This is a genomic window from Pradoshia sp. TA40_28 (genome assembly GCF_059694525.1).
Genome location: NZ_JCATZO010000002.1, coordinates 87,129 through 99,531 on the forward strand (window position 1 = coordinate 87,129; position 12,403 = coordinate 99,531).

Annotated in this window: 12 protein-coding genes; 3 read left to right on the forward strand and 9 right to left on the reverse strand. The window is 37.6% G+C overall.

Going from position 1 to position 12,403, the window contains the following annotated elements:
* Positions 1-31: 31 nt before the first annotated feature.
* A complete protein-coding gene (gene fosB, locus AC58NB_RS02495) occupies positions 32-451 on the reverse strand; it encodes a metallothiol transferase FosB (RefSeq protein ID WP_497425237.1) in 420 nt (139 codons plus the stop codon).
* Positions 452-637: 186 nt separating this feature from the next.
* Between fosB and AC58NB_RS02500 the strand changes: the two genes are divergently transcribed.
* Complete coding sequence (locus AC58NB_RS02500) at positions 638-2,011, forward strand: MATE family efflux transporter (protein WP_497425238.1); 1,374 nt, start codon at positions 638-640, stop codon at positions 2,009-2,011.
* Positions 2,012-2,086: 75 nt separating this feature from the next.
* Here AC58NB_RS02500 and AC58NB_RS02505 read toward each other — a convergent pair whose 3' ends face one another.
* From AC58NB_RS02505 to AC58NB_RS02530, 6 genes are all read right to left on the reverse strand, one after another.
* Positions 2,087-4,150, reverse strand: coding sequence for a catalase (locus tag AC58NB_RS02505; RefSeq protein ID WP_497425239.1), 2,064 nt, complete (start codon positions 4,148-4,150; stop codon positions 2,087-2,089).
* Between the two features lie 419 nt (positions 4,151-4,569).
* On the reverse strand, positions 4,570-4,914 hold the full coding sequence (locus AC58NB_RS02510; RefSeq protein WP_497425240.1) for a hypothetical protein: 345 nt from the start codon (positions 4,912-4,914) through the stop codon (positions 4,570-4,572).
* 89 nt (positions 4,915-5,003) lie between these two features.
* Positions 5,004-5,456, reverse strand: coding sequence for a hypothetical protein (locus AC58NB_RS02515; protein ID WP_497425241.1), 453 nt, complete (start codon positions 5,454-5,456; stop codon positions 5,004-5,006).
* Positions 5,457-5,543: 87 nt separating this feature from the next.
* Positions 5,544-5,693: a YvrJ family protein gene (locus AC58NB_RS02520; RefSeq protein ID WP_497425242.1), complete on the reverse strand. Its 150-nt coding sequence runs from the start codon at positions 5,691-5,693 to the stop codon at positions 5,544-5,546.
* A gap of 69 nt (positions 5,694-5,762) precedes the next feature.
* A complete protein-coding gene (locus AC58NB_RS02525) occupies positions 5,763-5,981 on the reverse strand; it encodes a DUF2922 domain-containing protein (RefSeq protein WP_497425243.1) in 219 nt (72 codons plus the stop codon).
* A 42-nt stretch (positions 5,982-6,023) separates the two neighbouring features.
* A complete protein-coding gene (locus AC58NB_RS02530) occupies positions 6,024-6,236 on the reverse strand; it encodes a DUF1659 domain-containing protein (protein WP_497425244.1) in 213 nt (70 codons plus the stop codon).
* Between the two features lie 487 nt (positions 6,237-6,723).
* On the opposite strand from AC58NB_RS02530, the gene AC58NB_RS02535 reads away from it, so the two are divergent.
* Both AC58NB_RS02535 and AC58NB_RS02540 read left to right on the forward strand, forming a co-directional pair.
* Positions 6,724-7,635 carry an ABC transporter ATP-binding protein gene (locus AC58NB_RS02535; protein ID WP_497425245.1) on the forward strand — a complete coding sequence of 304 codons (912 nt, stop codon included), beginning with the start codon at positions 6,724-6,726 and terminating at the stop codon, positions 7,633-7,635.
* Positions 7,635-8,534, forward strand: coding sequence for an ABC transporter permease (locus tag AC58NB_RS02540; protein WP_497425246.1), 900 nt, complete (start codon positions 7,635-7,637; stop codon positions 8,532-8,534). The genes AC58NB_RS02535 and AC58NB_RS02540 overlap by 1 nt, the downstream gene beginning before the upstream one ends.
* Before the next feature lie 69 nt (positions 8,535-8,603).
* On the opposite strand, the gene AC58NB_RS02545 is transcribed toward AC58NB_RS02540, so the two are convergent.
* Positions 8,604-10,379: an ABC transporter ATP-binding protein gene (locus AC58NB_RS02545; RefSeq protein WP_497425541.1), complete on the reverse strand. Its 1,776-nt coding sequence runs from the start codon at positions 10,377-10,379 to the stop codon at positions 8,604-8,606.
* 35 nt (positions 10,380-10,414) lie between these two features.
* A complete protein-coding gene (locus tag AC58NB_RS02550) occupies positions 10,415-12,151 on the reverse strand; it encodes an ABC transporter ATP-binding protein (protein ID WP_497425247.1) in 1,737 nt (578 codons plus the stop codon).
* Positions 12,152-12,403: the final 252 nt, after the last annotated feature.

Sequence of the window (12,403 nt, forward strand, 5' to 3'; positions counted from 1 at the left end):
CTTCACTTTCATCTCTATGGCTTATTTCCTACTAATAAAACTCCATATGAGCATTCTCATCTTTATAATAAGATAAACGATCCTGGAGATTCCCGGTATGAAATTCAAATTTATGACCATCCGGATCCGTAAAATAGACTGAACGTTTATCTTTTTTCTCCCTTATTCTACCTGGGAGAATATTTACTTCTAACCGTTTTAAATGGTTAACAGATTCATTAAAATCTTCTTCCTTTACAGTAAATGCTATGTGCGTATAAGAATGTTTAATATCATCCCGTAATATATTCCGTTCCTCATTCAAAGCAATCCATAGTCCACCTAAATCAAAGTAAGCTGTTGTTCTTCCTTTTACTAGTAATTTAGCTCTAAATACTTCTTTATAAAATGCAACAGAACGTTCAAGTTCAGAGACAGAAAATAACAAATGATTGATTCCTTTTATATTCATCACAGATTCACCCTTTGTTTTCTGTTTATTATACTCGGACAATAAGAATAATTTCCATATTATAGATAAAATCATATTTAAGTAGCTTATAAAATATATTTTTACATTAATGATATACATATAAAGGAAAATTTTATAGAATGATTTATTAGGTGTTAATTTTTAACAAAGAGGAGTCAGGATGTATTGATAAATACAGATAAAATACAGAATCAATCTCTTTTTTCCATCTCATGGCCACTATTTATTGAACTTTCTTTACATATCGCGATGGGGTTACTGGCTACATTAATGTTGGGAAACTATTCTGACCTTGCTGCTGCCGGTGTTGGTGTTGCCAACCAATTAATGAATATTTTTATATTAGTTTTTAACGTTTCTTCAATTGGGGCCATGATTTTAATCGGTCAGAGGATTGGAGCACAACGTTTCGATCAAGCAAGGCAAATATCACGGTCTGCTTTTGGCATTAATTTTTGGTTTGGCATTCTTGTATCTCTTTTGGTGGTTATTTTCGGTAAGAGCCTGTTAGGTCTTTTTGATATCAGTGGAGAAGTTTTTGAATATGCTCTGCTTTTCTTAAGGATTGTTGGTTTTTCCTTATTTCTTGAATCTATATCACTTGTTTTAAGCGCTATTCTCAGAAGCCACGGTAGAACAAAGGAACCAATGTATGTTTCACTTCTCATGAATATCATCAGTACAATTGGATATGTCATTAGTATATACGGGATATTTAATTTCCCGATAACCGGTGTAACTGGAGTTTCATGGACAATGATTATTGCGCGTTGTTTTGCCGTATTAGCTCTCTTTTTAATTGTCATTAAAGAGCTGGCTTTACGGTTTCAGGTTACTGACTTATTTCATATAAACACTGAAGATATGAAAAATTTGTTCCATATAGGCATACCATCTGCAGGAGAAAATTTATCCTATCATTTTTCCCAGCTAGTCGTAACTGCTATCGTTGCTACCCTTGGAGATGCTTCATTAGTTGCGCGTGTCTATTTAACGAACATAACGATGCTCTGTTATTTATTCAGTGTGGCGATTGGTGAAGGAACACAGCTTTTAGTAGCAAGATACATAGGGGGCGGTTTATTTGATGAGGCCTTAAAGAGAGGAATAAAAACAGTGAAAATTGCCGTATTTGCCTCCACTGCTGTTTCACTGACTTTCGCGCTCACAGGGAATACCTTACTCGAGTTATTCACCTCAGATGTAGCCATCTTAGCGATTTCTTTACCTGTTCTATGGGGCATCGTATTGGTTGAACCTGGCAGAGCCGTTAATATAGTTTTAATGAGTTCATTGAAATCAGCGGGTGATGTTCGTTTCCCAGTTGTTATCGGTATATTATCGATGTGGACATTCACTGTCGGCTTCGGTTATCTCTTTGGCATTACATTTGGTCTTGGTTTACTCGGAATCTGGATTGCTCAGGGGATAGACGAGTGGTTTCGTGCAATCTTTGCTGTCAAACGCTGGCTTAGTCGCCCATGGGAGAAAAGATTTGCTCACAAGACAAAAAAGCAAGACCCCATCCACATTTCTTAATAGACTAAAAGCCTCTAAATCCATAAGGATTAGAGGCTTTTAGTGTTTATATAACCAGCGTATTCCAGCGTATTCTTATTGGATTCTGTCCCAGTGGCGATGGCTACCAATGGCTTCAATAAATTGATCTACAGATGTCTCTATTAAATCATCTGAAGAAGACGTGATAATGCCTGCAGCTCCATTGGATGTGCGGATAAATGGAGCAACTAAATCTGCTGCTTCTTTCGGAGCACCAATTGCTTTATAGTGATTAAAAGTATCCATGATAAATTCATTCACTTTATTTAATTTTTTAAGCGCATCTACGCTTTGTTGACCTGACGCAAGATAAATAGCATCATAGAGTACTGAATCTGTTGTCAAGAATGTTTGATCCACCTTTAGCTCAGCTCCATTGGCACTTTTTATTTTACCTTGATTTTCAGAGACAATTTCTACTGTTAAACCGGCTTCATCAAATGCCACCAATGCCTGTTTTAAATCCATTCCATCAAAACCATTATGAACAAGTACAGCAATTTTCCTTGTCGCAACACCTTTGACTGTATTCAGTTGACTGATTGCTGCTGAAGAATCCGTCACTTTTGATTCTTCAATCTCTGCGGGTACTTCAAGACCTAATCCTACGGCAATTTGTTCAGCCAGATCATGATCAACATTTGCATACATATTGACAACCTGCTGTTGAATATCCTTATTTAGGCATTTACCAAGTTCAAACCGGAATGCCTCTACAATATGTTGTTTTTCTACCGAAGACATGCTGTTCCAAAATAATTTAGCCTGACTATAGTGATCATTAAAACTATCACTTCTCTTTTGAACCTTATATCCATCTACTTTTTCCTGATAATGTTTAAATCCGCCATCTTCAGGTGAGGCAGGCGATGGAGAGTTATTAGCCAATCCATTTTTATGGTAACTTACCTGACCTTGATCGATGCGCATCTGATGGAATCCGTCACGCTGGTGATTGTGTACAGGTGAAATTGGGCGGTTGATTGGTATTTGCTGAAAATTCGGACCACCCAACCTGAGTAGTTGTGTATCTGTATAAGAGAATAAACGTCCCTGTAATAATGGATCATTGGTAAAATCAATTCCAGGAACCACATGACCAATATGAAAGGCTGCCTGTTCTGTCTCAGCAAACACATTATCTACATTTTTATTCAGCGTCATTTTCCCTATTTTTTGGACTGGAACCAGCTCTTCTGGCCAAATTTTTGTAGGATCCAGTATATCGAAATCAAACTTAAATTCATCTTCTTCCTTAATTACCTGAATACCAAATTCATATTCAGGGTAATTCCCCATTTCAATCGCTTCGTATAAATCACGGCGATGAAAATCAGGATCTTTCCCTGCAATTTTTTGAGCTTCATCCCATACAAGAGAATGTACCCCAAGCACTGGTTTCCAATGGAATTTAACAAAATGTGCCTCACCTTGTTCATTCACAAGTCTAAATGTATGCACACCAAATCCTTCCATCATACGATAACTTCGAGGAATCCCTCTGTCTGAGTTTGTCCACATGACCATATGAGCGGACTCAGGATTGTTTACAATAAAATCATAAAACGTATCATGGGCTGTTGCTGCCTGTGGCATCTCGTTATGTGGCTCAGGTTTAAAGGAATGAACTAAATCCGGGAACTTAATCGCATCCTGAATGAAAAATACAGGAATATTATTTCCAACAAGATCAAAGTTACCTTCTTCTGTATAAAACTTTGTTGCAAACCCACGGGCATCGCGGACGGTGTCAGCAGAACCTTTGGAGCCTGCTACAGTAGAAAAACGGACAAATACAGGTGTTTTTTTCGTTGGATCCTGTAGAAAGCTAGCTTTAGTCAGCTTTGTCATCGGTTCATACACCTGGAAATAACCATGTACGCCAAAGCCTCGTGCATGAACGATTCTTTCTGGTATTCTTTCATGGTCAAAGTGCGTCATTTTTTCCCGAAAATGAAAATCTTCCATCAAAGTCGGTCCACGATCACCAGCCTTTAAAGAATGTTCATCTTCGGAAACACGCACACCATGATTGGTCGTCAATTTTTTATTGCTATTATCGACTCTAAAATCGTCTAATTGCTTATTCTTATCGTTTTGATTATTTTGATCAGTCATCCCTTTTACCTCATCTCTTAATTAGATAGTTATTTCCTATGTATCTCTCAGGTGATTATCCCTTTTCATGTCTTATAAATTACCACTCCTCCATCCTTTTTAAACCATATACTGGTAAGCGGAAATCTACGTACTTGACAGAAATCAAAGAAAATTAACTAGTGTAAAGAAGTTTATTTAAGATTGTTGTTTATACAAAAAAAGAGAGTCGCCAGAGATGGTTGATAAAAAATAGAGAGAGAATAGATCATTGGTGATAGAGTGGAGTATTTGAGGGGCTGAAAACCAATAAGGAAATGTCGGATCAGGAATTGGTGGAAAATGAAGTCGATTAGGTAAATAACTAAAAAATAGGTAGAAGGAATACAAGATACTACCTTCGCCTGCATTCCCCATTTACTATCTTTTTAGTTGTCTATTTATCCAATTCGCACAACAGATAAAGCCGGGAATTCGTAGGTATCATTTGCACTTACAACGCTTGCGCTGAGAATCCGCAAAGTGATGACATCATTAGCGGAAAGGGTTCTTTGTATCGTTTTTGATAGGTTAAATCGTATGGTTAAACCGATCGTCAGTGTTCCCGCCATCCCACTGGTTGCGATACTTTGATTCTCCTCGGTCCCATTAACAAAAATCGAGATGGAAGCCAATTCATTTGAAATCAATGTCCCTAATGCCAGATTGGCACTCAAACTATAAGTGATTAAATAAACACCAGTAACTGCTACTGTGATCGTATCATTAGCTACATTTGTAGTCATTAATAAACTGGGACCAGTTTGGTTAAAATCTACTATTGTACCAGGTGTTATGGTAATGGTTCCGCTGGGGCGATATAAAGATCCGTAACCTAATGCAGAACCCGCTGTTCCAGTAGCCCCTGTCGCTCCTGTTGGGCCGAGACGATTCCTTGTATGCCTGTTGCTCCAGTTGGCCCCGTTGGGCCGATGATTCCCTGTATACCTGTTGCTCCAGTTGGCCCCGTTGGGCCGATGGTTCCTTGTATACCTGTCCCTCCGGTAGTTCCAGTCGGACCAATGGGTCCTTGGATTCCTGTATCTCCAGTGGGTCCAGTCGGACCAATAGGTCCTTGGATTCCTGTATCTCCAGTGGGTCCAGTTGGGCCCAAAGGCCCTTCTATTTTCACAGGTCCAATTGGACCATTATAAAAAGGCGAAGAGACCGCCTGTATGAAGGATTGCATATTGATTAATTCTCTTTGAAACCCTATCGGTGTTAAAAATTTGTTACTTGATGGATTATTATCAAATGGGTTATTCGCCATATGTACCAACCTTTTCAAAAAAGAGTATTAATGTAAATTATGCATTCTTTATGAATTGCATACCAATTAATAAGGCTTGTCATCCAACAATGACAAGCCTAAAGGTCATTTTTTTATCAGCTCACTGAGCATTAAGGGCAATGATTGAATAGAATTGTTCAGCATTTCGAGTTTCCCTTCAATTCGATATAAAAGATAAATGGTTACCACGACCGGAAAACCCACATCTTTAATTAACAAAATTAAATCCTCCACGAAAACAGACCTCCTACTCTATTTTTTTAAAAAGGCTAATCCAGATTATTTGGATTAGCCCCAAGTCTATTACACAAATGAATATTCGGTTTTTGCTGTTTCAACCAACTGTGCTTCTTTTTTGCTAATGTAAAAACCTGTTTTTGTTAAAAATACTTTCGATTCAATAATACTATCCATAGCCTGTTTAACCGCTTCTTGATCAACCGGCATAATTGGATTATCGATGGATAGTTTAGCTGTTTTACCTTCTTCTGTTAGAAAATAAAGTTCAAGTACATTTTCCATTTGTAAATCCCCCTTTCTATTAAATTTTTCTGTTGCAGATTACTAGATTTCCCAAGTATCCAAACGTTTAACTCCTACAACATTATGCTTTTGAAGTGATATAATCGCATCTGCACATTTTTTTAGCGAAACACCATCCACACTATTATTGATATTGGATAGTGTTCTTTTCTGGATAATGTCTTCTCCTTTCGCATTTGTTCCAACGACAAATTCAATTTGCAGTTTTGTTAACTCTAAATATTGATTTTCCATGTTCTCACCTCCTTTTCACTTCTTATATATAAATCTAGGAGGTAAAAAGGAGCATTAAAAACAATTATTTTTTAAAGATATATTTACAAGCTTTTTCCTTGGCTACTCAATAATTATAGTCTGGCTTAAGTTAATCCTATTGGAAACCAATTCTCTGACAAGGTCTACTATTTAAATCCTTCTGTATGCCTGACATACCCTTTTTAAGGACGACCTTACTACTTTTCCATTCATCTATTAAACTGACGCCAACCGTCTATATTACCACCTTCTACCAGACAAAATAATTCCGAATAATGATACAATTGAGAAAAATAATCTTTGTAACCTAATCGTTATCTAATTAATAGGGCTTACGATTTAAAGGTTACATAGACCTACTCCATCTCATTCGTTTCGGATAACCATAGTGGTTACAGACAAATTATACTGTTATGTCATCCTAAGGAACTCGGATAAAAATTCAATGAAGGAGGACAGAGAAAAGATGAACAATATAATCGAAATAAATCATTTGAGTAAACACTTCGGCAAGATTAAAGCCGTACAGGATTTGAGCTTTCATGTAAAGAAAGGCGAATTGTTCGCCTTTTTAGGGCTAAATGGTGCTGGCAAAAGCACGACCATTTCCATTATGTGTGGACAGCTTGAAAAAGACGCAGGCATAGTCATGATTGATGGGGCTGACCTGGACCAAAATGTTGATAAAATCAAACGAGATTTAGGTGTGGTTTTCCAAAATTCCGTATTGGATAAGGACCTATCCGTCAAGGAAAACCTTGAAAGCCGAGCGGCACTATACGGTATTACCGGCCATTCCTTTAAAACTCGACTTTCTGAATTGGCCAACCTTCTGGAATTTAGCGATCTCCTAAAACGTAGCGTCGGCAAACTCTCCGGCGGACAGCGGCGACGAATTGACATTGCTCGTGCTCTACTGCATGAACCTAAAATTCTCGTCCTTGACGAGCCAACCACTGGCCTTGACCCACAGACGAGAAAGATTCTTTGGAATGTAATGACAAAACTGCGAAAAGAACAGAATATGACAATTTTTCTTACTACACATTATATGGAAGAAGCTGCAGATGCCGATTACGTCATTATTCTCGATAATGGGAAGATAACTGCCGAGGGAACACCACATCAGCTTAAAAATACATATACTGAAGATTATATTACCTTCTACGGTGTGAACGAGCAGCAAATCAAAGGTCTGGGACAACCCTATGAGTCTATAAATAATGCTTTCCGCGTCAACGTACCCAATACAGCGCTGGCAACCGAACTCATTCTTAAACATCCTGAAATCTTCATTGATTATGAGATAACCAAAGGTAAGATGGACGATGTTTTCCTTGCCGTAACAGGCAAAACATTACTTGGGGGTGCAGAATAATGCGTGCCTTGAACGCTCTTGTCAAACGTAATAGCAAGATATTTTTCAAGGATAAAGGGATGTTCTTCACCTCACTTATCACACCACTAATTCTGTTAGTGCTTTATATGACCTTCCTTGCCAATGTCTACCATGACAGTTTCCTAGCGGCAGTCCCTAAAGGATTTAAAATATCTGAAGAATTGCTAAATGGACTGGTGGGCGGTCAGCTTTTTTCTTCTCTTTTAGCTGTATCCTGCGTTACCGTGGCCTTCTGTTCGAATATGTTGATGGTGCAGGATAAAGTGACAGGTGCAAGGAATGATTTAACCATTACACCGGTAAAACCATCTAAATTAGCGTTAGGTTACTATATTTCCACCGCACTAACTACACTCTTAATATCTATGGTTGCTGCGTGTGCCTGCTTCATCTATCTATCCAGAGTAGGATGGTATTTATCGGTATCAGATATTCTATTGATTTTTCTGGATATCTTTCTGCTTGTGATATTTGGTACTGCCCTTTCTTCTATTATCAATTTCTTTCTGTCTACTCAAGGACAGATGTCTGCAGTTGGAACCATCATTAGTGCAGGCTACGGCTTTATCTGTGGAGCATATATGCCTATTTCTCAATTCAGCGACGGCCTTCAAAAGGTCATTTCCTTTTTACCGGGTACATATGGCACATCACTTTTACGCAACCATTCCCTCGATAGTGTGTTTCGGGAGATGGAATCTCAGGGCTTCCCTGCTGAAGTCGTGGAGGTATTCAAAGATACTGTTGATTGTAATTTATACTTCTTTGGAGATAAAGTGGAGCTTTTGACTATGTACTCCATTCTTATTGGAAGTACAGCTGTGCTGATTGCCATTTATATACTGATGAATCTGAGAATAAGACGAAAAAGAAAATAGCTATATAAAAGGAGAGCAACAGAACTAAAATCCATTGCTCTCCTTTTTAATGATTTATGATAAATCCATTTAAATTGTGAATTGGCTCTGATATAATCCGTAATAAAAACCTTTATTTCGAATCAGCTCTTGATGATTTCCATATTCGACAATTAATCCTTCGTTTATCACATATATACAATCAGCATTCTCTATGGTTTTTAATCGATGGGCAATCACAAAGGTTGTACGGCCTTTTGTTAAATTCTTCAGCCCATTTTGGATAGCTATTTCTGTCCGCGTATCAATACTTGAAGTGGCTTCATCTAATATTAAAATATCTGAATCTGCTAAAACGGCTCTCGCAATCGAGATTAGCTGCCTTTGCCCCTGACTTAAATTGATTCCCCCCGAAGTAATGACTGTATGATATTGATTTGGTAAATGTTTAATAAACTGATGAGCAGCTGCAACTTTGGAAGCTCGAATGACCTCTTCGTCCGTAGCATCCAGCTTCCCATATCGAATATTCTCCATAATAGTTCCAGAAAACAAATACGTTTCCTGAAGGACAATCCCTATCCTTTTTCTTAAATCCTCTATTAGATAATCTTCTATTAATCTCCCATCAATTCGTATTTCACCGCTCAATCGGTCATAAAATCTGGATAAAAGATTAATAATAGTCGTTTTTCCTGAACCGGTTGGACCTACTAGCGCTATTGTTTGTCCACTTTTTGCTTGCAAGGATATCCCCTTAATAATTTCCTTCTCCTTCTCATATCCAAATCGTACATCTTTAAATTGGATGTTTCCTTTGAAGGATGTGGCTGGAGAAGCTCCATCCTTATTCTTTAAATCTGGTATTTCATCCATAATCTCAAATACACGTTCTGCGCCTGCAATAGCGGACTGAATCGTGTTCATTAGATTGGATAACTGATTAATCGGCCTGAAAAACAATCTAGAATACGTGACAAAAGCAGCAATCACACCTACTGTTGTCAGTCCATTAACCGATAATATGGCCCCGGTTCCAATAATCAAACTAAGCCCCAAGTTATTGATAAAGTTATTGACCGGTCCTAGAAACCCGCCATATGTATCAGCAAGTATGGCGGATTCACGCAATTCTTCATTGATCTTTTTAAAATCTTTGATCGTTTCCTTTTCTTGACTAAAAAGAGTAATAACTTCTTTACCGCTTATCGCTTCTTCTACATACCCATTGAGATTCCCTAAATCGTTCTGCCTTTTCGTATAATTACGACTGCTTACTTGAATAATTTTTTTAGACGTCAGGATCATAAGCGGGATCACGAGAAATGAAACAATTGCCAGCAACCAGTTTAAAGAAAACATAGCGATTGAGACACCAATAATGGTCAATAACGAAGAGAAGATCTGGACGACGCTTTGACTTAAAGCACTATTTAAGTTGTCAATATCATTTGTTACACGGCTCATTAGATCCCCCGATGACCGTTTATCAAAGAAGCGTAGACTTAATGTATGCAATGTAGAGAATAATTCCTGGCGAATGGTCCGAATCGTTTTTAATGAAATATGAATCATCAAGTTTTGCTGCAACCATGTGAAAACTGCACCAGCTATATAGATAATGGCTAAAAGTGTAGCCATTCGAATAGAGCCATCCACATCTTTTACAAGAATAAACTCATCAATCGTGATTCCAATATAATAAGGACCCAGTAAACTGAGTACAGTCGAAAAGAGCACACAAATGATTGTTGCAAACAGGCTGAATTTCCGCCTTTTTAGATAAGACCATATTCTAAGAATGGTTTCCTTTTGATGTTTCGCTTTGCTTTTAGGTCCAAATGAATGTCTGTGCCCCGGTCTCATATTCAATTCTTTTTGATGTTTTGTTTGCTGGCTCATCAATGGCTCACCTCCTGTACACCCTGTATACCACATAATTCATGATAAAGTTCATTCGTATGATACAACTCATTATGGCTGCCAAGACCAGTTACTTTTCCATCTTCCAACACCAGAATCTGATCTGCATGTTTTATAGACGAAAGCTTAGAAGAAATGATAATTTTTGTTGTATCAGGATACTCATTCATTAATACTTTTCGAATTCTGCTTTCTGATATTGCATCCACTGCAGAAGTTGAATCATCCAATATCAAGATAGATGGCTTTCGAATAAACGCACGTGCAATCGACAGTCTTTGCCTTTGCCCACCTGATAGGTTAGTTGCTCCCTGTGTTAGTTCATAGGTATAGTTGGAATCCAATTGGTTTACAAACTGAAGAGCTTCGGCGTTTTGTAACGCTTCTGTCATGTCATCCATTGTGGCTTTTGGTTTGCCTTGACTTAAATTATGTTTAATTGGACCGGAAAATAATAATGCTTTCTGTGGGACAAATCCGATGGATTGACGCAGCTTCAGAATATCAATCTTCCTACTATCTATTCCATTTATCAGAATTTCTCCTTCATCTACGTCATAAAGTCTCGGCAATAATTTAACTAATGTTGTCTTACCACTACCTGTAGCGCCAATTATTCCAAGTGTTTGCCCGCTTGGTACATAAAATGAAACATTAGAAAGGACCCTCTCTCCATTTTTGCTATAACTAAAGCTGACATTTTTGAATTCCAGATTTACTTTATCCGGTACTGAAACAAGCGGCTGTTCAGATTGTTTAATGTCTTGTTCTGTATGTAATACATCTACAATTCGCCCAGCAGATGGAAAAGCTCGTGTAATTTGCATGAGAACATTACTGCTTGTCATTAAAGAGTTCATAATAATCGTTAAATAATTAATAAAAGCTACAATGACACCCACATTCACGCTTCCATTATCAACCTTGACAGCGCCCATCCAAATAGCGGCAACAATCCCCATATTAACGATAAACAACAAAATTGGCATTAACCCCATAATGACTTGATCTGCACGGATATTTACTGCCGTTAACTCTTTATTTACTTTTTGAAATTGTTTCATCTCATAATCCTGGGTGCCAAACGCTTTGATTACCCGGATTCCTGCAAGGTTTTCCTGTAATTTCGTATTTACGCGGTCAATTGCCTTCTGGACTAGTTGAAATAGTTTCCCAGCCTTTAACGTAAATAAAACAATCAAAATGGTCAGTAGAGGCACCACTACCAATAGAATAGGAAATAGCTCTCTTGCTGTGAAAAAGACAATAATAATACTGCCAAAAAACATAATAGGTCCGCGTACAAAGATTCGTAATGTCATCATGACAGCTTGTTGTACAGCTGTAATATCATTTGTCATAATCGTGATCAGTTTACCGGTTCCGAATTTATCCGTGTTTCCACTGGAAAAATGATCAATTTTCTCAAAGACATCCCTGCGGAGATCAGTTGAAAAATGAATTGCCGACCGTGTACTGAAGATTGTACTGCCCATTCCTCCAATTAGCCCGATCATTGCTGATATCAACATAAGCACACTCATACTTATCACATATCGGTTGTCACTAGTAGCTATTCCTTTATCGATTATATGTTGCATGATAGTTGGTTGAAGCAAATCCATGGTTACTTCCACAATCATACATAAGGGGCCAAGCAATACGATTAATTTGTATGACTTCAAATAGTTTACTAATGTTAAAAATGAATTCATATACATACCTACCTTCACTTTTGCTGTCAAACTATCTGTACCTTTCTATATCTTGTAATAGATAGATTGTTTAATAGGCTATTTTTGGTTTAGATTTTCTCTTGAAGCATCCACTTGCCTCACATTATTTACCCATAAATAAACACCCCAAAAGTCAGAATTAGAATCCTGCATTTGGAGTGCAAAACATAATAGGTAACAGTTCTTTTAAACTTTCGGGTGAAAGCAGGCCACTATTTAATAAAATATTAG

Bases quoted from the DNA above. Each gene is read 5' to 3' on its own strand.
- fosB (WP_497425237.1), bottom strand. From the start codon at position 451: ATGAATATAAAAGGAATCAATCATTTGTTATTTTCTGTCTCTGAACTT.
- AC58NB_RS02505 (WP_497425239.1), bottom strand. From the start codon at position 4,150: ATGACTGATCAAAATAATCAAAACGATAAGAATAAGCAATTAGACGAT.
- AC58NB_RS02510 (WP_497425240.1), bottom strand. From the start codon at position 4,914: ATGACTACAAATGTAGCTAATGATACGATCACAGTAGCAGTTACTGGT.
- AC58NB_RS02525 (WP_497425243.1), bottom strand. From the start codon at position 5,981: ATGGAAAATGTACTTGAACTTTATTTTCTAACAGAAGAAGGTAAAACA.
- AC58NB_RS02530 (WP_497425244.1), bottom strand. From the start codon at position 6,236: ATGGAAAATCAATATTTAGAGTTAACAAAACTGCAAATTGAATTTGTC.
- AC58NB_RS02535 (WP_497425245.1), top strand. From the start codon at position 6,724: ATGAACAATATAATCGAAATAAATCATTTGAGTAAACACTTCGGCAAG.
- AC58NB_RS02540 (WP_497425246.1), top strand. From the start codon at position 7,635: ATGCGTGCCTTGAACGCTCTTGTCAAACGTAATAGCAAGATATTTTTC.
- AC58NB_RS02545 (WP_497425541.1), bottom strand. From the start codon at position 10,379: ATGAGACCGGGGCACAGACATTCATTTGGACCTAAAAGCAAAGCGAAA.
- AC58NB_RS02550 (WP_497425247.1), bottom strand. From the start codon at position 12,151: ATGAATTCATTTTTAACATTAGTAAACTATTTGAAGTCATACAAATTA.